The sequence below is a fragment of the uncultured Paenalcaligenes sp. genome (genome assembly GCF_947630565.1).
Lineage (GTDB): Bacteria > Pseudomonadota > Gammaproteobacteria > Burkholderiales > Burkholderiaceae_B > Paenalcaligenes > Paenalcaligenes faecalis.
Map to the genome: position 1 here is coordinate 1 of NZ_CANRIC010000034.1, position 23,240 is coordinate 23,240.

31 protein-coding genes and 2 pseudogenes are annotated in these 23,240 nt (G+C 44.2%); 17 read left to right on the plus strand and 16 right to left on the minus strand.

The window, feature by feature from the left end; all coding sequences use genetic code 11:
- The first annotated feature begins 56 nt into the window (after positions 1–56).
- Complete coding sequence (locus Q0Z62_RS07400; RefSeq protein WP_298052870.1) at positions 57–491, plus strand: hypothetical protein; 435 nt, start codon at positions 57–59, stop codon at positions 489–491.
- 187 nt (positions 492–678) lie between these two features.
- Here the strand turns inward: Q0Z62_RS07400 and Q0Z62_RS07405 are convergent, their stop codons facing one another.
- The 7 genes and pseudogenes from Q0Z62_RS07405 to Q0Z62_RS10730 form a co-directional block, all read right to left on the minus strand.
- Positions 679–1,590, minus strand: coding sequence for a hypothetical protein (locus Q0Z62_RS07405; protein ID WP_298052873.1), 912 nt, complete (start codon positions 1,588–1,590; stop codon positions 679–681).
- A gap of 1 nt (position 1,591) precedes the next feature.
- Complete coding sequence (locus tag Q0Z62_RS07410) at positions 1,592–2,920, minus strand: AAA family ATPase (RefSeq protein ID WP_298052875.1); 1,329 nt, start codon at positions 2,918–2,920, stop codon at positions 1,592–1,594.
- Between the two features lie 656 nt (positions 2,921–3,576).
- Positions 3,577–4,433: pseudogene (locus Q0Z62_RS07415) on the minus strand (YeeE/YedE thiosulfate transporter family protein).
- Between the two features lie 64 nt (positions 4,434–4,497).
- Entirely contained in the window at positions 4,498–5,805 is a 1,308-nt protein-coding gene (locus Q0Z62_RS07420; protein WP_298052877.1) for an NAD(P)/FAD-dependent oxidoreductase, read from the minus strand.
- A 2-nt stretch (positions 5,806–5,807) separates the two neighbouring features.
- The gene (locus Q0Z62_RS07425; protein WP_298052879.1) at positions 5,808–6,158 is read right to left on the minus strand and encodes a c-type cytochrome; all 351 of its coding nucleotides are present in this window, start codon (positions 6,156–6,158) and stop codon (positions 5,808–5,810) included.
- A 71-nt stretch (positions 6,159–6,229) separates the two neighbouring features.
- A complete protein-coding gene (gene soxZ / locus Q0Z62_RS07430) occupies positions 6,230–6,562 on the minus strand; it encodes a thiosulfate oxidation carrier complex protein SoxZ (RefSeq protein WP_298052882.1) in 333 nt (110 codons plus the stop codon).
- 12 nt (positions 6,563–6,574) lie between these two features.
- Positions 6,575–6,661, minus strand: a complete 87-nt coding sequence (locus Q0Z62_RS10730; protein WP_367180554.1) for a hypothetical protein — start codon at positions 6,659–6,661, stop codon at positions 6,575–6,577.
- 59 nt (positions 6,662–6,720) lie between these two features.
- Between Q0Z62_RS10730 and Q0Z62_RS07435 the strand changes: the two genes are divergently transcribed.
- Positions 6,721–7,023 (plus strand): DUF4298 domain-containing protein, encoded by a 303-nt coding sequence (locus Q0Z62_RS07435; RefSeq protein WP_298052885.1) that lies wholly within the window; start codon positions 6,721–6,723, stop codon positions 7,021–7,023.
- Positions 7,024–7,076: 53 nt separating this feature from the next.
- Here the strand turns inward: Q0Z62_RS07435 and Q0Z62_RS07440 are convergent, their stop codons facing one another.
- Together Q0Z62_RS07440 and Q0Z62_RS07445 are read right to left on the minus strand one after the other, a co-directional pair.
- A complete protein-coding gene (locus Q0Z62_RS07440) occupies positions 7,077–7,280 on the minus strand; it encodes a hypothetical protein (RefSeq protein WP_298052889.1) in 204 nt (67 codons plus the stop codon).
- Entirely contained in the window at positions 7,277–7,801 is a 525-nt protein-coding gene (locus Q0Z62_RS07445; protein WP_298052892.1) for a zeta toxin family protein, read from the minus strand. The genes Q0Z62_RS07440 and Q0Z62_RS07445 overlap by 4 nt, the downstream gene beginning before the upstream one ends.
- A 233-nt stretch (positions 7,802–8,034) precedes the next feature.
- Between Q0Z62_RS07445 and Q0Z62_RS07450 the strand changes: the two genes are divergently transcribed.
- Positions 8,035–8,610: a nucleotidyltransferase domain-containing protein gene (locus Q0Z62_RS07450; protein ID WP_298052896.1), complete on the plus strand. Its 576-nt coding sequence runs from the start codon at positions 8,035–8,037 to the stop codon at positions 8,608–8,610.
- A 184-nt stretch (positions 8,611–8,794) separates the two neighbouring features.
- Here Q0Z62_RS07450 and Q0Z62_RS07455 read toward each other — a convergent pair whose 3' ends face one another.
- Positions 8,795–9,175, minus strand: coding sequence for a helix-turn-helix domain-containing protein (locus tag Q0Z62_RS07455; protein ID WP_298052901.1), 381 nt, complete (start codon positions 9,173–9,175; stop codon positions 8,795–8,797).
- Positions 9,176–9,178: 3 nt separating this feature from the next.
- Positions 9,179–9,481 carry a type II toxin-antitoxin system HigB family toxin gene (locus Q0Z62_RS07460; protein ID WP_298052904.1) on the minus strand — a complete coding sequence of 101 codons (303 nt, stop codon included), beginning with the start codon at positions 9,479–9,481 and terminating at the stop codon, positions 9,179–9,181.
- 145 nt (positions 9,482–9,626) lie between these two features.
- Between Q0Z62_RS07460 and Q0Z62_RS07465 the strand changes: the two genes are divergently transcribed.
- The 3 genes from Q0Z62_RS07465 to Q0Z62_RS07475 all read left to right on the plus strand — a co-directional run bounded on the left by Q0Z62_RS07465 (position 9,627) and on the right by Q0Z62_RS07475 (position 11,116).
- A complete protein-coding gene (locus tag Q0Z62_RS07465; protein ID WP_298052906.1) occupies positions 9,627–9,773 on the plus strand; it encodes a hypothetical protein in 147 nt (48 codons plus the stop codon).
- A gap of 409 nt (positions 9,774–10,182) precedes the next feature.
- Positions 10,183–10,536: a hypothetical protein gene (locus tag Q0Z62_RS07470; protein WP_298052908.1), complete on the plus strand. Its 354-nt coding sequence runs from the start codon at positions 10,183–10,185 to the stop codon at positions 10,534–10,536.
- Positions 10,537–10,582: 46 nt separating this feature from the next.
- Positions 10,583–11,116 (plus strand): lipocalin family protein, encoded by a 534-nt coding sequence (locus Q0Z62_RS07475; RefSeq protein ID WP_298052910.1) that lies wholly within the window; start codon positions 10,583–10,585, stop codon positions 11,114–11,116.
- A 157-nt stretch (positions 11,117–11,273) separates the two neighbouring features.
- Here the strand turns inward: Q0Z62_RS07475 and Q0Z62_RS07480 are convergent, their stop codons facing one another.
- Entirely contained in the window at positions 11,274–11,555 is a 282-nt protein-coding gene (locus Q0Z62_RS07480) for a hypothetical protein (protein ID WP_269899961.1), read from the minus strand.
- Positions 11,556–11,742: 187 nt separating this feature from the next.
- On the opposite strand from Q0Z62_RS07480, the gene Q0Z62_RS07485 reads away from it, so the two are divergent.
- Positions 11,743–12,102: a hypothetical protein gene (locus Q0Z62_RS07485; protein WP_298052914.1), complete on the plus strand. Its 360-nt coding sequence runs from the start codon at positions 11,743–11,745 to the stop codon at positions 12,100–12,102.
- A gap of 54 nt (positions 12,103–12,156) precedes the next feature.
- A complete protein-coding gene (locus tag Q0Z62_RS07490; RefSeq protein WP_298052917.1) occupies positions 12,157–12,600 on the plus strand; it encodes an OsmC family protein in 444 nt (147 codons plus the stop codon).
- A 68-nt stretch (positions 12,601–12,668) separates the two neighbouring features.
- On the opposite strand, the gene Q0Z62_RS07495 is transcribed toward Q0Z62_RS07490, so the two are convergent.
- The gene (locus Q0Z62_RS07495; protein WP_298052920.1) at positions 12,669–13,514 is read right to left on the minus strand and encodes a mechanosensitive ion channel domain-containing protein; all 846 of its coding nucleotides are present in this window, start codon (positions 13,512–13,514) and stop codon (positions 12,669–12,671) included.
- Between the two features lie 150 nt (positions 13,515–13,664).
- Here Q0Z62_RS07495 and serA point away from each other — a divergent pair, with 150 nt between their 5' ends.
- The 3 genes from serA to Q0Z62_RS07510 all read left to right on the plus strand — a co-directional run bounded on the left by serA (position 13,665) and on the right by Q0Z62_RS07510 (position 15,846).
- Positions 13,665–14,897 (plus strand): phosphoglycerate dehydrogenase, encoded by a 1,233-nt coding sequence (serA, locus tag Q0Z62_RS07500; RefSeq protein WP_298052923.1) that lies wholly within the window; start codon positions 13,665–13,667, stop codon positions 14,895–14,897.
- Positions 14,898–15,040: 143 nt separating this feature from the next.
- The gene (locus Q0Z62_RS07505) at positions 15,041–15,436 is read left to right on the plus strand and encodes a glycosyltransferase (RefSeq protein ID WP_298052926.1); all 396 of its coding nucleotides are present in this window, start codon (positions 15,041–15,043) and stop codon (positions 15,434–15,436) included.
- 17 nt (positions 15,437–15,453) lie between these two features.
- Positions 15,454–15,846, plus strand: a complete 393-nt coding sequence (locus Q0Z62_RS07510) for an SH3 domain-containing protein (RefSeq protein ID WP_269899955.1) — start codon at positions 15,454–15,456, stop codon at positions 15,844–15,846.
- Between the two features lie 4 nt (positions 15,847–15,850).
- On the opposite strand, the gene Q0Z62_RS07515 is transcribed toward Q0Z62_RS07510, so the two are convergent.
- Positions 15,851–17,110: a HAMP domain-containing sensor histidine kinase gene (locus Q0Z62_RS07515; protein WP_298052930.1), complete on the minus strand. Its 1,260-nt coding sequence runs from the start codon at positions 17,108–17,110 to the stop codon at positions 15,851–15,853.
- A 174-nt stretch (positions 17,111–17,284) separates the two neighbouring features.
- On the opposite strand from Q0Z62_RS07515, the gene Q0Z62_RS07520 reads away from it, so the two are divergent.
- From Q0Z62_RS07520 to Q0Z62_RS07540, 5 genes and pseudogenes are all read left to right on the plus strand, one after another.
- Positions 17,285–18,709, plus strand: coding sequence for an aspartate ammonia-lyase (locus tag Q0Z62_RS07520; RefSeq protein ID WP_269899953.1), 1,425 nt, complete (start codon positions 17,285–17,287; stop codon positions 18,707–18,709).
- Between the two features lie 127 nt (positions 18,710–18,836).
- Positions 18,837–19,310, plus strand: a complete 474-nt coding sequence (locus Q0Z62_RS07525; RefSeq protein WP_269899952.1) for a hypothetical protein — start codon at positions 18,837–18,839, stop codon at positions 19,308–19,310.
- Positions 19,311–19,373: 63 nt separating this feature from the next.
- Positions 19,374–19,802 carry a tetratricopeptide repeat protein gene (locus Q0Z62_RS07530; protein WP_298052937.1) on the plus strand — a complete coding sequence of 143 codons (429 nt, stop codon included), beginning with the start codon at positions 19,374–19,376 and terminating at the stop codon, positions 19,800–19,802.
- A gap of 9 nt (positions 19,803–19,811) precedes the next feature.
- Complete coding sequence (locus Q0Z62_RS07535) at positions 19,812–19,952, plus strand: hypothetical protein (RefSeq protein WP_298052940.1); 141 nt, start codon at positions 19,812–19,814, stop codon at positions 19,950–19,952.
- Between the two features lie 26 nt (positions 19,953–19,978).
- Positions 19,979–20,236 (plus strand): annotated as a pseudogene (locus tag Q0Z62_RS07540) (aldehyde dehydrogenase family protein); the annotation flags it as partial.
- Positions 20,237–20,318: 82 nt separating this feature from the next.
- On the opposite strand, the gene Q0Z62_RS07545 reads toward Q0Z62_RS07540, so the two are convergent.
- On the minus strand, positions 20,319–22,010 hold the full coding sequence (locus tag Q0Z62_RS07545; RefSeq protein WP_298052942.1) for an FMN-binding glutamate synthase family protein: 1,692 nt from the start codon (positions 22,008–22,010) through the stop codon (positions 20,319–20,321).
- Between the two features lie 116 nt (positions 22,011–22,126).
- On the opposite strand from Q0Z62_RS07545, the gene Q0Z62_RS07550 reads away from it, so the two are divergent.
- Positions 22,127–22,804: a class I SAM-dependent methyltransferase gene (locus Q0Z62_RS07550; RefSeq protein WP_298052945.1), complete on the plus strand. Its 678-nt coding sequence runs from the start codon at positions 22,127–22,129 to the stop codon at positions 22,802–22,804.
- Here Q0Z62_RS07550 and Q0Z62_RS07555 read toward each other — a convergent pair.
- Positions 22,784–23,140 carry an AraC family transcriptional regulator gene (locus Q0Z62_RS07555; protein ID WP_298052947.1) on the minus strand — a complete coding sequence of 119 codons (357 nt, stop codon included), beginning with the start codon at positions 23,138–23,140 and terminating at the stop codon, positions 22,784–22,786. The two genes, Q0Z62_RS07550 and Q0Z62_RS07555, sit on opposite strands and share 21 nt — an antisense overlap.
- Between the last annotated feature and the right edge of the window lie 100 nt (positions 23,141–23,240).

Sequence of the window (23,240 nt, forward strand, 5' to 3'; positions counted from 1 at the left end):
GCCGCATTTACGGACATGGGAAGGATGCTATGCCGATGCGCTAAAAGAGGTGTGACATGCTAAAGCAAATAGGAGTAGGGGCCGCAATGACAGCGGCTCTTTTTTTAGGTATTCGCTTTTATGGCCAGCATCAATATAGGCAGGGCGTTAATGCAGAAAAAGTTAACGCTGTGCTATCTAAAATAGCCATAGAGCAGGGGATGCAGTATGCGAAAGATAGGGCCGATGCAGGGTATAGACAAGCCGTGCTGGAACGTGAAGCAGCTCAAAAGCTGGTGTCTGATCAGCGTGTTCGTATTGTCGGGCTGCTCAACGACTTACGTAATGCCCAACACTCCGACCCCAGCAGCGGATTTGATGAGTCCGGAGCCGACGGGATCGGAGTACTTATCGAGTGTATCGGAGACTATGAGCAAATGGGAGCAGAGGCTGCAAGGCTTGCTGATAAAGTGAATGGGTTGCAGGGTTATATAAGGACTATTGAGCGTTAGTTCTTTTGATGAGGATAACAAGTTAGAGCGCTCTTATCAGGAGTGGGTTTTAGCTAATGAGTTGGTATATGAAAACTGTTTTACGAGAAACTAGGTGGTTTTAGTAGAGGCAGTAGCGTATGGACTGATTGGATTGGTTCATAGCTACTGGTTTACACTTGACTTTTTATATTTTACGGATGGTTTTTTATTGATTTAGCTGTGCAATACGCTCAATAATATATTGAAAATTATCTCCTTCAGCAGATGCCATGGCTATACTTTTAATGGTATTTGAATGAATTCCATCTCTTTTTCTATAAAAACATTTGTCGTAGTTTGTTGTTTTGCAAGATGGACATTTTTTTATGCTTCCTATTTGGCAAAGGCTCTTCAGTTTTTCTATTTGATTTAATACTTCTTCGGAAAAGATATCAATTAACCATTTTCCATTGCTTATTAATTTTAATGATTGGATGTTTTTATTTACTCCTTGTTTTGTTGCAAATTCATCTAGTGTTTTTTCTTTCTCTTCGATTTTTTTTATTATGTTTTCATCTTTCATTTTTCCTCTTTTGAAGGAGTATGAAAAGACTGACTCATATTCTTTTTCTAAGGATTTTTTTAATGACTCTAAAGAATAATAGTATGATTTCAATAGTTTTTTTTCTATTTCATTCATCATTAACTTACAAAGATTTTCATCAATAAGATTTTCTGAAGCCTTTATGAAAAGATGAAGGTTGTTTTTTATCGTTTCTATTGATATGAAGTGGCTTTCTATTGAGTAATATTTTAAGGTTAATATGGATTCTGAAGTTGGTAGCTCTTTTCTAAAGTCTCTTACGTCCTTGTCTATTATTCCTAAAATATGCGTACTTAGGTCATGTTTGTGATTAGCTATTTCTTCTAGATCTTCTATTGCATTGATCACATGGGTGCAGCCCTCCCCAAATCCAGATATGCTTTCTACTGCATATACTTCAGCTATGCATTGTGCATGTGAAGATAATGATGAGTAAATAGGAACGTCATCTACTCCTTCGACGATGATGTTTGGAACGCCTGTCATTATCGACTCGTTCAATATTTCATCTATTTCATAGCGCATATCTGTCATTTTAATCTCTCCAAACATTTAGCTTTGATAGGAAGTTTGGATTTCTTTTAGCTATCGCTGGAGAGTGTGAGGCTACAATAATCTGAGTTTCTGGTAAAAGTTCTGAGAAAATTGATATTAAATCTCGCTGCCATTTTATGTTTAGAGATATTTCTGGCTCATCTATTATTAAGAAATCCCTATCTCTACCTTCAAACAAAACAAGAGCTAGGAAAGTTAAAATATGCCTTTCCCCACTAGATAGATCATTTAAAGAATGCTTGTTTTCATCTATCTCTATAAATATCTCATACTCATTGACAATAAGTTTTTTTTCATTAATTAAGTAATTGTTGAACTTGCTTACTAGTAGGTTAATAGAGCCTAGGATTAATTTTTCCATCTCTAGTTCGTCTAGCATGTTTTTAAATAGTTGGCTTAATAAGTTATGTTCTATGACTTTTTGAAGTTCTTTTTTATCATCTATTGAGTTTAGTATACTTATTATTTTGCTTTTGAAGTTATTGTCCTCGCCGTTATCTAAGGCTTCTTTTATTCTATTTCTATTTTCTAAAAGTCTATCAGCTAAATCATCATTTTTAATATTTTTTGGCGTAAAGTTAGAGTTTTCTTCAGTATTTATGGCTACTGCTATGGTATCAAATAAGGCACTTTGTATTTTTTTTGTGGCTGTGAATTTGGCTATTCGATAGCGGTGTAAAAGTAGCTCTTCTATATTTTCTATTTTTATATTTTGTAAGTATAAATGTGGCTTGCTTGTATCTATTTCACCAGTTTGACGTCGATAGCGAGATCTTGTTGATTGTCTGAGGCGTAGGTGTCGTGAGAGTTCTTCTGCTAAATGGATGAATTGTTGTCGGCGTGATGAGTGCGAAGTTCTGTTAGGGGAGTGTCCAAGGACGCTTGAGATTTTTGGGCTAGTTAAAAACTCTAATATATACTCTGGGTCGACGGTTGTTGTTTGGGTGCTAACACCACGTTCAACCCCTAGAGAAAGCGATTTGGTGTTAGCTAGAGGACTTAAGTTGAAGTTTTCCCAGTTATACCCGTTCTCTTGTTTTTTGACTATAACAGTTTGAGTTTTATTATTATGCTCTATCTCGCAATCTATTGATTTTATATCTAAGTCATTTAGGGCGGAATCATCTTGAGCTAAGAATGAGCTTATAGCCTTTAGAAAGGTGGTCTTTCCACAGCCATTGTCACCATAAATAATAGTTGCTTTTTCTGACGGAAATGAAACCATTGCCGTACGGTTTATTGATTTAAACCCTGTTATTTTAAATTTTTTTATTTGAACTTTATTTATTGAAAGATTGTTGTTAACCATAATTTTCTCATAGAGTTTTATTGATTTTTCTAATGTGTGTAATATGCCTTAAGTTCTACACATAAAGTAAGTTAACACGTAGATGAGGGGGGAGTCGACCCAAATTAAATTGTGCTGCTCATATACTTGTCACTCTACACGTGTATCAAAATACGCTTCACGCTCACCATAAACTCTTTCAACCTCATTGCATTTTGCCAAGTCTGATAAGTTAGCAGTACGTCCTCTGGCTCATTAAATACACATGCAGAAAACGGTATTTAGCATTTAATTTGGTTTATGCAGCTAAATGGGTGGGCAAGGGAAGATAAGACCTATATAAATGTAGTATTTTTGCTCCGCATTTAAGATGGGAGGCGTGACAATACAAGGGTTTGGGACGCTATTAAATAAGGTTGATGCGGTGCAAAAAACAACTTAACGCTTTGATTTTATTATTTATTGTATTGGAATCATAATCCGCAGGTCCCCTGTTCGAATCAGGGATGAGCCACCAAGAATTCTTAAAAGCCCCTCGTTAAAAAACGCGGGGCTTTTTCATTGCGTGCAAGATAAACTGGTGGCCAGTTTTACTTGACCACTACAAAAGGGGGCAATCTATGTGTAGAGAGGTAGAAGAGCACACGCGTGACCAAGAGCGTATCAATAGCAAACTTTCACCTCGTTATCTGGGTGCGTAGGTGATGCAACCACGCGCCTAGACTAATAAATACCAAAGTCACGACCGAGCCAAAGGCTAGGGTGGAAATGCCACTAAGACCTTGGCCTATGGTGCATCCCGCAGTAAAGCGCTGAGGGCGGAGCCTAGCACCAAGCCCATCACCACCACTAACGCAAACTTTAAATTCATACCGGTTGCGAGCATGGCGTATTGGAGGGTTTCGCCCACGGGCAGTACAAAACTTAATGAACTGGGTGCAACGGGGTTAAACGGATCTACGCCCAGCCAGCCGGTCGTTAACCAGCCTGCGGTCACTAATAAGCCAATGAGGGCGCCGCCGATGAGATTACGAGTACGGTGCTCAGAGGCAGGGGCTTTTAGAGCAAACCACAGTAATAAGGCGGCGGCTAGGCCCGCCCAAATCAAGGGAGAGCCCCACTGGGCAGGACTAACATGGTCTAAGTTAAGTACGGTTTGATTGGCTATTGCTAGACGTAAGCCCCCCAATAAGCCAGTCAAGGTGACTAAGGCGGAGATCCCTAAAAACAACAAGACCACTAGGGAACGCAGGTTGCCTTGCCCCAGTAGAACTAAAGCACGCGCTCCGCAGCCGTTGGCCAAGGCCATTCCATAACCGAACAACAGTCCGCCTAAAGGCAGCATTAACCACGATAGTCGGGGGTTGAGGTAAACGGTTTGGCTTAGGTCTAGCCAGCCTAGAGCCACACTGAGCTGCGTGCCGAGTAGGGCTACGGCTAAGGCGAGGGCAAAGCTTTGTAGTTTTGACCCCGGCTGTTTAGTCCAACGTTCTTTGAGGCCACGGTAATAACAGAAGTCCGTGACCTGACCCACAGCGCCAAATGTGACTCCAATGAGCAGACCTAATCCTAAAACTAAAGAAGCGCTATGTTCCAATTTATTTGACCTTGGCTAAGGGTGAGTTCCAAATGTCTTCAGAAATGGCTTGATACCAAGCAGAGCCATATTCCGCCTCAAGTTGTCTGAAAGTGGCATCACCGTCGATGGGACTGACGCCGCCAGAGGTTTCAATGAGTTTTTGATTCTCTAGGGCGTAAGCATTAGCGACTGAAATACCGTGTTCAGGTGCAATTAAGCTGTAGCAGGTGTTAGCGAAATAGGGTTCAGCGGTGGGTTGATCTAGTAACGAGTTCACAATGGCAGCTGCTGCGACTTTAGCTTGAGCATTAGCGGAGAAGCCAGATTTAGGCATAGGCGAAGCAATGGTGGCATCGCCCACTACATAAATATCAGGCACCAGTTTGGATTCGAAAGTATCGGTGTGTACAGGAACCCAGCCGCTGGCATCGGTAACGCCGGCAGCCGCTGCAATGGCACCGGCTTTTTGCGGCGGAATCACATTGAGCACGTCGGCTTGATGAATTTCGCTAAACTCGGTTTCCACCTGACGCTTTCCGGCGTCCACACGTATGACCTTGCCGTCTTGGGAATAAGGCACCCATTCAATCATGTCGCCGTAATGTTGTTCCCAGCCTTGTTGGAATAGACCTTGTTTAGAGAAGTTGTCTTTGGCGTCTAGAATCAATATTTTAGATTTAGGCTTGTTGTGCTTGAGGTAATGAGCCACCATGCTGGCGCGTTCATAGGGTCCGGGAGGGCAGCGGAAGGGGTTCTCAGGGGCGACCATTAAAAACACGCCGCCGTCAGGCATGGCTTCGAGTTGTTCTTTTAGTAATTGGGTTTGAGGGCCGGCTTTCCAAGCATGCGGAGCCAATAAACTCGCCGCTTCATCGTAGCCTTCAAGGGCATTCCACTTAATATCCACACCCGGTGCTAGCAAGAGCTTGTCATAACTGAGTGCTTGACCTGTGCTCACTTGCACCTGTTTTTTGTCGGCGTCTACGACCGTGGCCAGGTCGTGAATCACATGAATACCTTGTGCTTTGAGGTCTTCAAACCCATGGCCGAGTTCATCGAATTCACGTAAGCCTGCTAAATATAAATTGCTAAAAGGGCAGGTATAGTAGTGTTTGCTGGGCTCGATCAGAGTGACGTCGGCTTGGGGATAGCGACGTTTAATGTAACGAGCGGCGGTAGCACCACCAAAACCGCCGCCGATCACCACTACGTTAGGTTGGGCTGCACGAGCAAAGGAGGGCACAGAAAGTAAAACTGTACCTGCTAAGGTCGTACCGCCGACTCGTTGTAACCATTGACGTCTTGAGAGGTTTTTTAAAGTGTTCATGTTTAATTCGCTCCTGAGACGGGTGTGGCTGGAATCTGGGCAAAGTAGACGGCGAGCGCGTCCAGTTGCTCATCACTTAGTGCTTTGACTAAGCGATTCATTACGGTGGTGTTTGCAGGAAGGGCGTCGGATTTAAACGCATAGAGCTTTTCGCGTAACAGGGCTTCGGGCTGAGCTGCCAAAGAGGGAATAATGGTGTTGGATCGACCCTCGGCGCCGTGGCAATTGGCACACGAACCAGACAACACACTGATATCAAAGGTTTTTTGAGCAAAAGTGGGCTGGTAAAAGGTGCTGAGCCCCAGAACCGCAATACCCAGCGCCCAATGAGAATAAGTAGCTAAAGTAGACATGGCACTAAAATAAAAATCACATGTGCCGTGTTAGAACGGCACATGAAGATGATGGTAATACCCTTTAAAATCTAAGCACTAAGGCTTAGCTCAAGGTCGTCTGTAATGACCTGACCTTCGTCATCGGTCCATTGCATGCTGAGTCTACCAGCTTGGTTAGCTCTGAAAGTAAATTCTATATATGGGTTTTGAGATATAGCAGTCTCGGGCGACCAACTAAAAAGCAGCTGGTCGTTGAGTTTGACCTCAAAGGTATGGATGATATTGCGAGCAGGAGCTTTCCCATCGCCAGTAAGGCGAAAGCCTGTTTCCATGCGGTGGGTGACCAATGCACGTACGCGGACTAATTCACCAAGTTTAGGCGTAGTGGTACTGATCCAAACGCGGGCTTTATTGTTACTCATGCTTTGTCTCTCTTACATGCCACAACCGCCAGCAGTGACGGTAATGTAACGTTGCGTCATTAGGTAGCTACCATCGCTCATGCGGGCTAAGGCTTTAATGGCCTGTTTATTCTGTGGTACAGAAACAAGTCATAAAGCTACTATTAGGAGGAGTCACCATGACCAAGCAAATCGCAAACATCCAACACCAAGAAGCCATCTTAGACAATGGCGCAGAGCTAGTGCGCAACTTAGAAGCGCTCATCGCTGAATGGCAGCGTTTTCAGCCAGACTTTAGCGAGCTCATGGCGTATTACGGTAGTGCGCAGTGGCATGAGGACGTGAAAGCGAGGGATGAGGGCGCCTTAGATAGCGTTAAATGTGGGGTATTGAGCGAAGACGCGGTATACGAGTTATACGGGGAGCAGCGTGCATTGAACTTGAAAATGATGCGAGTGGCGTTGGGTTATTTGGAGGGGTAGAGAGACTCCCCCTGTGAAGGCCGGGCCACGCCCGGTCTAACTCCCGCACTTCACTACTCAGCGCTTTTTTTTGAAATCAGGGCTTCTTGCTTTAACTCAGCGGCCGTAATTTCAATAATCTTGCCGTTTTTTGAAACGATAATCCCTGTATTGGTCTTGATAGCGTCTTCACGAGCTAGATTTGCAGCGCGTTTAAGCGCATCAAAAGCTTCAAGGATGAAAGGGTCTTTTGCTTGTTTTAGGTCAATCGCTCTCATTGGTTTTCTTTCCAGTCCAGTAATAACGGCGTGTGTTCAGAGTTATCGTAGAGGGTCCATGTGTCAACGATATGCTTATAGTGATTATGAAAATTCGCTAAACCCGCTTTGAATCGACGTTGTATAACGGGAGTAGGAATATGGTGTCCTCCTTGTGACACACGTCTAGCAACACGTTCAATAGATATATTAACATCGTTAAGCGAGAGGAAAATCAAACTGACGTGATAACCCGCCTCATGCCAACGTTTAATATGCTTTAAGTACCCTTTACCCGCTAGAGTGGTTTCAATGGCAAAGCTTTCACCACGATGAAAGCAATTTTGCACTTCCTCCAACATGATTTTTCCGGCTCGTATAGCTACCAGCTCTGGGTCAAAAGGCGATAAACCGGCCGCGATATAATCCGCATTAATAAACCGAATTGAGTCTTTAAGGGGCGCGAGAAGGGTTCGAGCCAAAGTGGTTTTACCCGCTCCGTTGGGGCCAGCAATAATAATGACGCGCTTAGTCTCGCTCATAGATAGTCTGTATTGGTTTTAATGGTTGAGAAGGAGGGGGTAATCCACGTGGTTCTCATTATAGTCTGATATTGGGCATGGCCCGGTCTAACCATAGCACCCCCGTAGAGGCCACACGGCCACAGACGGAGTGGTGATGAGCGCCTTAGCTATCTGGATGAATGGGGTTCTGCTAGACTAGACCCATTTTAGGTCTTATCATACCCATATTGGGTCTTTTCGAGGGGTGTCTAGTGAGAACAAGCATCGGTGACGCACTCTTTACTAAAGCACAGCAAAAAGTGTTGGCTTTATTGTTTGGACAGCCTGATAGAAGCTTCTATTTGAATGAGCTAGTACGTCTGGCTGATATGGGACGTGGAGCGATTAGCCGTGAGTTGAGTAAGCTAACAGACGCAGGCTTATTGGTTATGACTAAACAAGGCAATCAAAACCATTACCAAGCCAATAAAGCATCTCCTATCATGCCTGAATTGGTTACTATTGTGAGGAAAACTTTTGGTGTGGCTGAAGTTTTAAAATCCACTTTAGCGCCTATTTTACCTAAGCTTCAGAAAGCCTTTGTTTATGGCTCTATAGCAAAGGGCAGTGAGCATGCAGGTAGCGATGTGGACGTGATGCTAGTGGGTGATGGCTTGAGCTATAGCGAAGTCATGCAGCTATTAGAGCAAGCCGAGTTGGAATTACAACGTATCGTTAATCCCACGATTTACACGCCCGACGAGTTTGCAAAACGGCTAGCAGAAGGGCAGAGTTTTTTGACCAGAGTTGTGGCAGAAGAAACGATTGATTTATTGAAGGAAATCTAACTGAAAAAACATTGCCACTGCTACAAAGAACTACTGCAATATAAAAATCAGCTTGTAGGTCATTGAAAATAAACGGGTTTTCTGGTTCGGTTTTGGTTTTCACCAATTCAGGGATGAGCCACCAAGAATTTTCCTTGTATATCAAGGGCATGAAGCCACCTTAACGGGTGGCTTTTTTGTAGTGTTAAGCGTGAGCCAACTCAGCCGGAGGCTGAATCAAGTTCTCAGCTGGAATGCCAAGTTCTGTATGAAGCTTCCAGATCATAGGCAGGGTTAGTTGGCGCTTACGATTTAGAATTTCATAAACACGGTTACGGCGACCGATCATAGGCTCAAGGTCCTTAGCTGTAAGGCCTGCTTGCTCCATACGAAACTTAATGGCTTCAATAGGATCTGGTAGATCGATTGGGAAGTTCTTGGCTTCATAGACTTGGATAAGAGTAGCCAGCACATCCAGTTGATCACCTTCAGGTGTATCAATATCTGGATCAAGCTCAACCAAGCGAGATACTACTTTTAAGGCAGCTTTATAGTCTGCCTCAGTACGAATAGGGCGGATTTCCATAGTTCACTCCATATCAACCGTTTCAGCGTCAATCTTGTCGTACTCAGCATGCGTGCCAATAAATTTGACGTAAACGATGCCTAGCTTGTAGGCGATGGCAACGATTAACCTATAGTCATTGCCTTTAATGTTAAATACAACGCGGCGATTTTTTAAGATGCTTGCGTTTCCATAGTGGGCTTTTACATCAGAGGGTTGTGTCCATGTGGCTTTGCTCGCCTCATCAAACCACGCCTTGATAGGCTGCTCTGCATCTGGATGCATTTCCCAGAATTGACGTAGGGTGCTAATAGCGATGACTCTCATAGATTTATTATGGTCCCAAATTGGGACTTTCGCAAGCAGTTTGTCCGCCATTGCGCGAGCTTTAGTCGTTGGTTAGAGTTTCAGTCCCTCAATCGAGGGGCTTTTTGTTGGTACTATCTTCGTATTAATTAATGCGGAGAGAGATATGAAGAAAGTGATAGCTGTTGTGGCTATAGGTATAGGGCTAATGATTAGTCCTGCACATGCAGATGGGTTTGATGAGGGTTTTGAGTTAGGGGTTAGGGCTGTAAAGGCAGCTCAAGAGGTTTGTCTTTTAGTTCAGCGGCCGTAATTTCAATAATTTTGCCATTTTTTGAAACGATAACCCCTGTGTTGGTCTTGATAGCGTCCTCACGCTAACGTAAAGACTGGACGCAGGCTGATTGGCCACACGACTACAGCAGAAGTGATGAAAGTAGGTTACCTACACCAAAGTAAAAGGCAACAATGATGACAACAGCAAGAGCGAGCACCACAATGCTATTGATTATTTTAAAGAGTAGCTTTTTTAAGAGTATCATCATATCTAACCAACCAAGATTAAAATTCCTTCAAATTATAATACATAACCCATTGGTAGTCCCCGGCCCACAAAACCGCAGACTCAGAAGCCACACGGCAGCCGTTTAGTCATGCTAGGGCTCGATACCAAGAAGTGCATACATGCACAAAAGTATTATTGCAAAAAAAGAACCTAAAAAATGCTCCAATACCTTCCCGGTTTTGCCCTTGGGGGCGCTCTGTTTTTAAGTGTAGTCAATATTGTGGCTAGTTTTTTTGGTCTAGGCCCGGCCTTAACTTGGGTGTTAGGCCTACCGATTTGGCAATGGGTGGCTATACCGCTAGCGGTTGTTGGGATTGGTTTTTTAGTCTATCGCTGGGTTAACTCGTTAATGAGTGGTTTTGCGGGTATGGGTATTTTTTGGTTGAATGTGTTGTTAGCCCCATTTGGCTACGGGTTACTTGGGCTTTCTTATGCCCAAGGGCTAATCATAGCGATTGCGCCATACCCTTTTTATTTTGGGATTAGATGGATTTCAGATCAGTTTCAATAGCGGTTTTAAGAGCTATTCTTAATTGATCTCATTAAGAAGAAAGCCCATGAAAAATATTCTATGTGTTTCAATTGCTGCGACCTTACTGGGTTGCACCGCCATGGATTCGAATTTGACCACACAAGCCGATGTCGATTTAAATAAATACATGGGCAAATGGTATGAGCAGGCTCGCCTACCCAATCGTTTTCAAAAAGACTGTATTGGTGATGTAGAGGCTGAGTATGTCTTAACTTCAAACACAACCATTTCAGTAACAAACCAGTGCCTACAAAAGGATGGCTCTGTTGCCGTTGCGTCAGGAGAGGGGCGTTTGGCGAAGGCGGGTGAGGTTAACTTGGCAAAGCTAGAGGTCCGATTTGCCCCAGAGTGGATGTCTTGGCTGCCATTTGTTTGGGGTGATTATTGGATTTTAAGGCTAGAGGGTAATTACGAATACTCGTTGGTGGGTACGCCTAATCGTGAATACTTATGGGTTTTGTCCAGAAACAAGAACGCAGATCCTGAGGTCGTACAGCAGCTACTTAATTACGCACAGGCCCAAGGTTTTGATATTAACCATATGGTTTTAGCACCTTAGCTAAATAATAGGGCATCTGTTCCGGCTGCATGGCGGCAGGGGGTAGTACCGCGGCTCGTAGTAGTGAGTGTCGCTGGAATCCAGATTGCTGTGCCGTCGTTCTATTTGGTGGTAATAAGCGAAGTCCCCGCAGTTGCCTTGAGGGGACATTGTATTGTTAGTGCTTGTCAGAGCTTGTCGTAGCATTTTTATTACCAATAATCGCTGAAGCCAGGCTAATGGTTTTACTGATGCGCAGTTTCATGGTGTCTTTAGCTACACCTGATAAGTTATAGCGGTTTGATATCTCATCGGTAATTTCATGCAATAAATCGATAGTCTCGTGAGGATTGCCAGTTTTAGCCGCAAACATAGCAATATGTGCGGACAATAAGGCTTGATCGGCAAAAGCAATGCCTAAGAGCGTTTGTTGATCTTGATCCATGGGTTTTTCTGACATGTTTGGTTTGTCCAGTGTAGAGAAGAAAAAAGAGCCGCTTATTTTTACTAAGGGCATTGGCTGAAATTATAGACTGCTATTTGTCCTTAATGGGGTGCTAAAAAGGCGTTAAAAAGGTATAATCATGTTCCTTTATTTATACTTTTTTTTTCTGCATCTGGGTTGGATTTAGGGGATGCATTGAGTCTTGGAGAGTCTGGTGGCGGTTAGTGTGTTGGCTGAATATTTGAAAGATGTGGCAAAAAAACAAAAAACGGTTTTTTATGATGATGTAGCAGCATTGCTTAAACTAAATTTAAAAAATCCGGATGATCGCCAAACGCTGACTTCTTATTTGAATGAGATTTCCACCGAAGAAGATACGAATAATCGCCCTTTGTTGTCTGCGATAGTAGTCAATAAAAAAGGGGTTAATCAAGGCTTTCCTGGAAAAGAATTTGGAAACTTAGGCCGAGAGCTTGGTTATTGCCACGAAGACGGTGAGTTAGATGATATGGCTTTTGCTGTAGAACAAATTAATGCCGTCTTTGCACACTGGAAAGAATAACTTATTTACACTAAAAGTAGTTGAATCGATTCCTTTTTATTTTTAGGGGCAATTATGGCAGTTCAACAAGTTAAAACCTCCGCGCATTTGCAAAATGGTACGGTGGTTCAGGTAAGTGCTCGTGGCTTTCAGTTTGTGTTGGATGAGCCCGTTGATCTGGGTGGAACAAATACAGGAATGAATCCTGTAGAGGCCCTATTGGGTGCATTGGGTGCGTGTCAGGCAATTGTGGCACGGGTTTATGCCCAAAAGTTTGGTGTTCAGCTAGACGATTTTCGTGTTGAGCTTGAGGGTGATTTGGATTTGGATGGGTTTTTGGATAAAGCCGATGTGCGTTGTGGTTTTACCGAAGTCCGTTATCACTATTACATCAAAAGCCCTTCTCCTAAAGCCGCAGTGGATGAGTTTGTGACTTATATTGCTGAAAAATGCCCTGTAGGGGACTGTTTGGCAAATGGTGTGGTGCTTAAAGCAGGCACGGTGACGATCGAGTCGTAATAGTCGTCATTTATATCCATAGATCAATACAGAAAAGGACTTCGGCTTATATTGCTGAAGTCCTTTTTCTATGCTTTATTTACAGCAGCAAGCTCTTCGCCGTATTGTTCCCATATTTGATTTTGAATGAGTTGAGCGACGTGTTCTTGTTGTGCTACTGGAACTAAAAAACGAATCTCTACCCAGTGCTGTTTGGTATCTACTGGCTCCCAAAAAACCTCCACTTTATTTGATGGGGCCTCTAATAAAGCGCGTGATCCTAAGCGTTGAAAATGGCGTTGGGAGTCATTAGCCCAAGGTTCGCAGATCTGGGTTGCCGTAGCAATAGCAATGTCACTAAACGCCTGTCGATTCACGGCATAGGGGACGGCCATGCGTACTGTACCTACTACAAAAGCGCCTAAACCTAAATGATTCGTAATCACCGCCGTGAGTAAAACGCTATTAGGTAATATAATGGTTTTACCCGTGATTTGGTGGGATCCATTTGTTTCTGAGAGCGTTAAGTTTAATAGGTCTACATCGACTACCAGACCTTGAATACCACTGAGCGCAACGTGATCGCCCACATTAAAAGGGCGTGACATAGCAAACATGGTGTAGCCTGTAATACACATAATCAACTCTTTAGTCGATAGCACTAAGGCCATAGCAAAGGCAGAGAGCGAAATCGCCACGCCTGCAATTTTTGTGGCCCAAATCATTACAATAAAACTCACTGCACTGAGGATAATGACATTTTTGATTAAGACTAATTGCTGGCGACCTTGGCCTCTTTTGGCTTGGGCTCGTGCGGGTGAGGTTTGATAACGAACATTTAGATGGTTGAGGATAATTGCCACAACGATGACAAGAGCCGACGAGATAATACGAACAAGCTCGCCGCCTAAAAACTGATTGAGACTACTAATCAAGTTAATACCCTATGTATAAAATTTCAAAGGCTTCAATATACCGTAATTTGGCTTTGTCTATGTAGGTGGTAGGGGTATTTACAAGCCGCTTTTGGGCTGTGTTAGCATCATGGCTTGATGGTTCTATTTTTCTTGTACAAAAGGTTACCGATGAATAAGACATCCTTAGATAAAAGTAAAATCCGCATTCTTTTACTTGAAGGTGTGCACCAAAATGCAATTACTACTTTTAAGGCCGCTGGTTATAACAATATTGAGTCCATTTCCAGTGCGCTGTCCGAAGCCGAACTAAAAGCAAAAATCGCTGATGCGCATTTTGTGGGAATCCGATCTCGCACGCAGCTAACTAAGGATGTATTTGCCGTAGCCGAAAAGCTCGTTGCGGTTGGCTGCTTTTGTATTGGTACTAATCAAGTCGATTTAAATGCCGCACGCGAGCAAGGCATTGTGGTATTTAATGCTCCACACTCGAATACGCGCTCTGTGGCTGAACTAGTGTTAGGTCAGGCGATTATGCTGTTGCGTGGTATTCCTCAAAAAAGTGCGGCTGCGCACCGTGGTGAATGGTTAAAAACGGCAGCGGGCTCTTACGAGGCACGTGGTAAAACGCTAGGTATTATTGGTTATGGTTCAATTGGGATGCAGCTCTCGGTGCTAGCAGAGGCTTTAGGGATGCATGTGGTGTATTACGATGTGGTAACGAAGTTACCTTTAGGTAATGCTCGCCAAGTAGATCGATTAGAGGACGTGTTGGCCCAAAGTGATGTGGTGTCATTGCATGTGCCTGAATTGCCTTCCACGCATCTGATGATGAGTGAGCCCCAGCTGCGTGCGATGAAAAAAGGCGCTATTTTAATGAACGCGGCTCGCGGTACTGTTGTAGATATTGATGCCTTAGCCGCAGCGATTCAAGATTCGCATTTGGCGGGTGCTGCCATTGATGTGTTCCCAGTTGAGCCTCGTTCAAACAATGATGAGTTCATGAGCCCATTGCGTGGTTTTGATAATGTGATTTTAACGCCGCATATTGGGGGTTCCACCCAAGAGGCACAAGCTAATATTGGTATTGAGGTTGCGCAAAAACTGGTGAAATACAGTGACAACGGCACCTCCGTGTCTTCCGTTAACTTCCCTGAGCTTGCCTTGCCATCACACCCTGGCAAACACCGGATTTTGCATGTGCACAAAAATCAGCCTGGTATGTTGGGGGCGATTAATAAAGTGTTTGCTGATAATCAGATTAACGTCACCGGTCAGTTTTTACAGACGGATGAGGCCGTGGGCTATGTGGTGATTGATGTGGATCAGGATCACTCCTCATTGGCTTATCAGGCATTAAAAGATATTCCAGGCACCATGCGTTGTCGGGTGCTTTTTAGTTAATTTATTCTCACAGCCTACATCAGCCCTAGTCGCTTTCTTAGCACTAGGGCTTTTTTGATGAAAATTTGATATTTGATTGCCAAATTTTTGCTGCCCAAAGAGCTATCCTGCCTTCATTCTGTTTTCAATGATATGGAAAGACAATGGACGCATTACCTCGTGCTTTGGCTCATGGCGGATTGATCAGTGTGATCATTCCTATCTATAACGAACAGGCAGTATTGCCGCAGCTAGTGCAGCGTCTGTTACCGATTATGCAGCATGTGGCGCACCCTTTTGAGTTGATCTTGGTGGATGACGGTAGTACAGACCAGAGTCGTGCCATGTTGATTCAATATGCCCAGCAGTATGCAAGTATTAAGGCTGTTTTATGTCAGGGCCAAGCCCATGCTATATCGTTGGCGGAAGTGCGCCATATACCGGCGGGTGATTACATCGCAATGAGTCCTTCAGCATTAGCGGAGCTGCAAAAAAATGGGATACAGACCATAATGGAGGGTAGTAGTCGGCGTTATGTGCTGTTGAAAATACTTCGTTAAGTGTGGTGGGGTTGGGCATGGATTTAATCACAGAGGCGGCTAATTGGGTCTGGCTAGAACAGCGGGCAACACCCGCCGACTTACAATCTCATTTGGCGATTCGTGCTGGGGATACATTACGTATTTTGCAGCGCTTGTTGGATTACAACGTGGTGACGCAGTCAGACGATGGCGTTTGGCTACCCACGCCGCTACCTCGACATTTTTTTCAAAAAAAGGGTCGCAGTTTATATAAAACCTTGACGATTTATCGGCGACCTAAAAGAGACAGTACGGTGGTGGGGGTGGTGGAGCCTCGACAGCTCTTTTTGACTCATGCACAGCGGGGGGATTGGTGGCTAGTGTGTAATCATCAAGGACGCATCGGCTATATCAATGTGGATTCATTACACTTAGTCAATATCGAGTAGATGATTAAGTGGTGGGTGGGTGAGCTGATTGAGAAAAATACAGCTCTATCTGAGTCCCTTGGTTTGGTTGGCTTTGTAAGGTTAATTGCCAATCCAGCTTTTCACACATTAAGGTCACAATATATAAGCCCAGCCCCCCTGTGGAGGGGGCATGATTTTGACCTAAACGTGCTTGTTGTTGCGTAGTAAGCCCACTGCCTTGATCTTGTAGATGAAAATGATCAGCATATAAGTTGATGTGTATCGTACCTGTGGTGTGTTGTAAGGCATTTTGAATTAGATTACGCAGCAACATAGAGACTAATAGGGCGTTGTTTTTGACATGGCTGGTTTCGTGACAGTGCAGTTGGACTCGCTCTTTGATGGCATATACAGAGCTCATATCAATGAGCAGTTCATGGATTAGGTGCTCTAGATTGATCTCTGTTTCATCGCTGTGCGCTTCGTGCCTAGATAATCGCAAAATCGTATTGATGTTATCTGCCATGTCTTGATTGGCCCGTTTTAAGCGTTGTAGCGTTTTATGGTCCGCTGGGCCGAGCTGATTTCTGGATTCTATGACATCAATTGCACCTGCCATGACGGCTATAGGTGTACGCAGCTCATGGCTAGCTAGGTTTAATAGGTTCTTTTCACGCTGCATATACGCAGTTAACTCAGCTAGAAAACGATTAAATGTTTGGGCGATATCATGCAGTTCTTGGTCTTGGTAACTCAGTTTAAGTTGCGGTAAATTCGGGCCTACAGGCAGTTGTTGAATGGTGTGGCTTAGCTTGCGTAAGGGGGTGGATATTTTTCTACTGCTGATGCGGGCTAACCACCAGCTTAGGATAGATATCCCTAAAACCAATAAGATTAACAAGGCATTAAACCGTTCTTCTCGTTTTTCAAAAGCGGTAATGTTGCGTGCGACATACAGTGTGCCATGTTCAATAACTTGTTTATTAAGTAAATAGGTTTGGTCTCCGACCTTGACCTCTGCACTGTCTTGATCTTGCAACGCACTAAAGACCGCAGGGGCCGTTACGCTGATATCAGGTTTACTAGGGATATACGCAATTTGATGAGATTCACTATGCCAAACAAAGGGGCTATGAGGGGCCGAAGGCGCGCTAATAGGGCTCTGGCTTAGATCAGGCTGCATAGTTAGCATGGTTTGCTCTAAGCTTTCATTAGCGATTAACAGCGTCAGCACCATGGTGATCATACTGATCAGACTGACGATGAAAATAGCTTTATAGATACGGTTGGCGATCGGTTTCATGGCTCAAGGCTTGGATTGTGGCGTCTAAGGTGATAATCTTAACTGTCTCATAATATAAAAAAATGTTCGTTTGCGCATGAAAAACGCAAAAAAACATTAGCGCTATAGCCTTTTTGCGTTTTAAAATAATTTTTCGCCGTTTATATATAAAGCTTTTGCTTAGGTTAAATTATCGTGTCAGAAACTGTATCTACTCGTACCGAAGAAGACCTTTTAGGTCAATTAGAAGTCCCTTCAGAGGCTTACTATGGCGTGCAAACGCTACGCGCTGCCCAGAACTTTAAATTGTCTGGTGTACCGCTTTCTCATTTCCCTAATTTTGTGATTGCCTTGGCAATGGTAAAACATGCCGCCGCCGATGCAAATCATCAGTTAGGTTACCTAACCACATGTAAACACAGTGCTATTACGCATGCCTGTCAGCGTATTATGCAAGGTGAATTTCATGACCAGTTTATTGTGGACATGATCCAAGGTGGTGCAGGTACGTCCACCAACATGAATGCGAACGAAGTCATTGCTAACGTCGCCCTAGAGCACTTAGGTTGCGTTAAAGGTGATTACAAGCAAGTTGACCCGAATAATGACGTCAATATGGCTCAGTCGACCAATGACTCCTATCCTACAGCGATTCGCTTAGGTTTATTATTGGGTCATGATCGCTTATTACAAAGCCTAGAGCAGTTGATTGGTGCTTTCTCCGCAAAAGCCAAAGAGTTCGATCACATTTTAAAAATGGGTCGTACACAGTTGCAAGACGCGGTTCCTATGACATTGGGCCAAGAATTCCAAGCCTTTGCCACTACACTCGAAGAAGACCTTTGTCGCTTACGCACTTTAGTGCCAGAGCTACTGTGTGAAATTAACTTGGGTGGTACAGCAATTGGTACAGGTATCAATGCTGACCCAAGCTATCAACACTTGGCGGTGGATCGCTTGGCTGCAATTAGTGGTCATGGGGTTAAACCGGCTGCTGACTTGATTGAAGCCACCTCTGATATGGGTGATTTTGTCTTGTTTTCCGGCATGCTAAAACGCACTGCGGTGAAACTGTCCAAAATTTGTAATGATTTGCGCTTATTGTCCAGCGGGCCACGTACTGGTATTAATGAGATCAATTTGCCAGCGCGTCAGCCGGGCAGCTCCATTATGCCTGGTAAAGTTAACCCCGTAATCCCAGAGGCTGTGAATCAGGTTGCCTTTGAAATTATTGGTAATGACTTGGCCTTGACGATGGCTGCCGAAGCCGGTCAATTGCAATTAAACGTCATGGAGCCCATTATTGCTTTCAAGATGTTTGATTCCATTCGCTTGCTACATCGCTCTATGGATATGTTGCGCGACTTATGTATCGAAGGCATCACAGCTAACGAAGCCCACTGTTTGCATTTAGTCGAACACTCTATTGGTTTGGTGACAGCTCTAAACCCGTATATTGGTTACCAAAACTCCACTCGCATTGCTAAAAAAGCCTTAGCTACAGGTCGAGGTATTTTGGAGTTGGTACGCGAAGAACAGCTGTTAGACGAAGAGGTCTTGAATGATATTTTGAAACCTCAAAATATGATCGCCCCTCGTTTAGTACCGGTTAATAGCTAAACCAAGCAAAAAACGATAACGGCATCAAGGCATAGCTCATAAGGCTATGCCTTTTTGTTTGTCTATAGATTCTGGTTGGGTTGCCGTTACTAGGGTATGAATCATTATAAATAGAGAGGGTGCCGTCATGACAGTAAAACAGGTTTCAAATGTGTTAAATGCACAGCTAGACGGAGGCACTCACTATCAACAACAAAAAAGTTCTGCGCCTGCGTTACCAGAGGCATTATTACCCTTAACTCAAAAGCCAACGGATATCCATGTGGACTTATCCGAGGCAGCAAAAATGCGTAGTAAAGGTGGGGCAATGATCTCAAATCAAGATATCGATGAGAGTGACTTGCCAGACATGATTAAACAGTTATTAAAAAAGCTACGCGAAATTAAACAAAAACTCATGGCTAAAATCACTGAGTTACAAAAAGTGATGAATGATACTCAGTTACGTGCTGATTTGCGTAAACAGCGTGTGCAGATGCTGCAGACAGAGATCATGTCACTAGAAGGCGCTTACATGAAAGTGGCGGGTGATTTGGCGGATGCAGTTAAAACGCTAAGCTCCGATCAACAGATGCAAGCGAGTGCATTAATGATGGGGTAGACACTGTAGCTGATTAATTGCTCTAGATTAGGCATAATGTTCTTTTAGACAAAAGGAATGGGTATGCAGTTATCTGAGACAATATACGCTGAAATTCAAGATTTGGCAGGTCAGGGTAATGAGGCCATAGATCAAGGTCGGCTCGGTGATGCGATTACTTTGTGGCAAAGTGCCTTACAGTTATTGCCTACGCCAGCCTCTCAGTGGCAGGCTGCTTTCTGGCTGTATGCCTCTATGGGCGAAGCCTATTATCATTTGGAACTATTTGATGAGGCGATAGTCGTACTAAATCAAGCCTTAACTTGTCCTGAGTCCAAAGAAAATCCCTATCCCTATTACATGCTAGGTAAATGTCATTGGCGTCTAGAACACGAGCGTGCTGCCGAGTATCTATTGCAGGCCTACGAATTAGATGGGCAGGGCATTTTCGCCGCCGATATGGTTGATGGTGAGGTTTGTTTACAGTATTTATACGACCGAGGTCTACTCTAGGAGACAGGTATGAGACCCATTTTTTTGATTGCTATTAGCTTGTTATTAGCGGCTTGTGCTCAACAGAGTCAGACCCATTCGGGGCAATCCAACATAGAGGTATATGGCGAGATAGATGGTGGCGTAGGCGTACAGACAATCCGTCATTAATTATCTCTATTTTATGAGGCTTTAGCACCGAGGAACAAGTCATTCAACTGGCAAATGACACAGAGTATGGTTTAGCCGCTTATTTCTATAGCCGTGATATAGGGCGGGTGTGGCGAGTCGCCGAGTCCTTAGAGTACGGAATGGTTGCCATCAATAGTGGACTGTTATCTAACGAGGCAGCACCTTTTGGTGGGGTTAAACAGTCCGGTATGGGTCGAGAGGGCGCTAAGTATGGCCTTGAGGATTACATGGAAACTAAATATATGTTGATGGGTGGAATTTAGTTTTTTGCTTGAGACTTGATAGAACAAGGCCCCTATGATGTAGGGGCCTTGTTACGATATGACGGTTTATGTGTTTTTTGGATTAAATGCTACGATTTTCGGATTGCTCTGAGCTGTCTTTGGTGGGAGGTTTGACCTGACCTAAGCCAGACATGGCTGCACTAAGGCTGTACTCAGGCTCAAATGAGTCAGGGTTTGCCATAGGCCAGCCTAGTCTAAATACCGTATGGCGGAACTCTCCGCGTAGTAAATCGCCTTTTTCTAAATCAGGGAAAATAGCAGATAAAACGCGTACTTCGCCATTGGCTATACGTCTAGCCACATGGTGAGGACGTAGATCAGAGGGGCGCTCTAGGCCTGCCGCGCGTAATAGTTCGGCTAGGGCTTTGAGTGTGTTGTTGTGGTAGCTCGCCACACGCAGTGATTTGTCCGAGACAACTAAGGCTTTTTGTCGAATAGGATCTTGGGTTGTTACCCCGGTTGGGCACTTGCCTGTGTGGCACGTTAAGGCTTGAATGCAGCCAATGGCAAACATAAAGCCTCGGGCGCTGTTACACCAATCAGCCCCTAATGCCATGATTCTAGCCATATCAAAGGCACTGATGATTTTTCCTGAGGCGCCTATTTTTACTTGTTCTCGTAGACCAATACCTACCAGAGTATTGTGTACCAGACGCAAGGCTTCCACTAAGGGAACTCCTACGTGGTTCATAAATTCGACGGGAGAGGCCCCCGTGCCGCCTTCGGCACCATCCACCACAATAAAGTCGGGAGTGATGTTGGTTTTTACCATGGCTTTAGCAATAGCAAACCATTCCCAAGGGTGTCCTATAGTGAGTTTAAAGCCGACGGGCTTACCACCAGATAGTTCGCGTAATTGAGCTACGAACTCAAGTAGCTCTACCGGTGTCTTAAAGGCACTGTGTTGTGGGGGGGAAATACAGTCCTGCCAAACGGGTACATCACGAGCCGCAGCAATTTCCGGTGTAACCTTAGCCCCAGGCAAAATTCCGCCTTGCCCCGGTTTAGCACCTTGAGATAGTTTGATTTCAATCATTTTGACTTGCTCTTGCTGGGCGCGCTCAGCAAATCGTTCTGGGGAAAACTGGCCGTTTTCATCCCTACAGCCAAAATAACCAGAGCCTATATTCCAGATTAAGTCTCCGCCGTATTTGCTATGGTAGCGACTGATTCCGCCTTCGCCAGTGTCATGGGCAAAGTTTCCTAATACAGCGCCTCGATTTAAGGCCATGACGGCATTAGCAGATAAGGCTCCAAAGCTCATGGCTGAGATATTAAACGCAGACAGAGAGTAAGGTTTTTTACAGTCAGGGCCACCGACCTGTACACGAAAGTTAATGTCTTTAATTGTGCTTGGGATCATGGAGTGATTGATCCATTCGTAGCCAGGACTATAAACGTCTTGTTGTGTACCAAAGGGTTGTTTGTCTTCTTGTTGTTTAGCGCGTTGGTACACCAATGATCGATCTGCCCGTGAAAAAGGCAATTGTTGATCATCACTTTCCATGAAATATTGACGAATTTCAGGGCGAATGAACTCGAATAAAAAGCGTAAATTACCAATAACGGGATAGTTGCGACGTATGGCGTGACGGGTTTGGGTAAGATCCACTATGCCTAAAGCACTCAGGGCAATAAAAGGTAGCGCCAGTAGCCACCAGCCAACACTGCTAAATAAGGCAAGTAAGCTAAATACAATAGCTGCGACTAGCACAGCATAAAAAGCAGTATAGCGGGTTAGCAAACGATACATAAATGATGGCTCCTGATGTGTCGAATAAATGGCTTATTATAGTAGTGGGTCTATCATAATCTATTGTAGGCGATAGAAACATGCGTAAATAGACGCTAAATTTTTAAAGACGTTAAATGATGCAAAGTATTCATGATATTGATTTTTCTCAGCTATATATTCGTCACAAACAGCGGGCAGCTAGACCTCGGTCAGAGGCCTCAACGTGGGATCAAAAAGCACAGAAAATTGCAGTAGGCCATTTGGAAAATAGTTACACACAGGCTTTTTTATCCGCAATGGATATAGGTAAAACGGATACGCTCTTAGATGTAGGGTGTGGGGCTGGGGCGATTGCTGTTTTAGCCGCAGCTAAAGCAAAACATGTTTACGCCTTGGATTACAGTAAAGGGATGTTAGATAAATTACAGGCCAATGCCCTTCATTATGATGCGCATAATATTAGTACATTATGTAAATCATGGGAGGACAGTTGGTCAGATGTCCCGATTTGTGATGTGGTAGTCGCTTCGCGTTCTACTTTGGTCGAAGACATGCATATGGCATTAACAAAACTAAGTGCTCAAGCAAGGCGACATGTCTATATAACCTATCCTGCTACTACAGCTTTTGGCACGGACCCAACCATAAATCCAGCCCAAAACCCAGAGCTAGCCACACCCAGTTATCTGTATATTTTGGCAATTTTGTTACAGCAGGGCATACAGGCCCAGTTGCGATTTATTGGCAGTAATCAATGCAGCACAGGTCGGAACAGTGATTCGCGATGGGCGTTAATTGATTGGGCGGTGTAGGTGTTGTTGGCTAAACTGCCCAGGGGTCATTCCCACAATAGCTTTAAACAGTGCAATAAAGGGGCTAGGTGATTCGTAGCCAAAATCTGCGGTAATGCGCTTTACGGCTTGGCCATTTCCCAGTTTTTGCATCGCTAACAAAACCAATAGTTGCTGCTGCCAACGGCTAAAACTCATACCTGTATGGTGCTGTGTATGGCGTGCTAAGGTGCGTTCACTGCAGTTAAAGTGGTGAGCCCAATCAGAGAGGCGTTTACGTTGATCAGGGGATTGAACAATGGATTTCGCCATCTGCTGTAAGCGAGGCTCTTTGGGTAAAGGTGCATAAAAATCCAACGGCTGAACGTGGCTTAATCCTAATATTGAAGCTCACCCAGCTAAAGCAAGGTGATTCTTGTTGTCATCGGTTTAGGCGCCGTGATATTCAATCACGCCC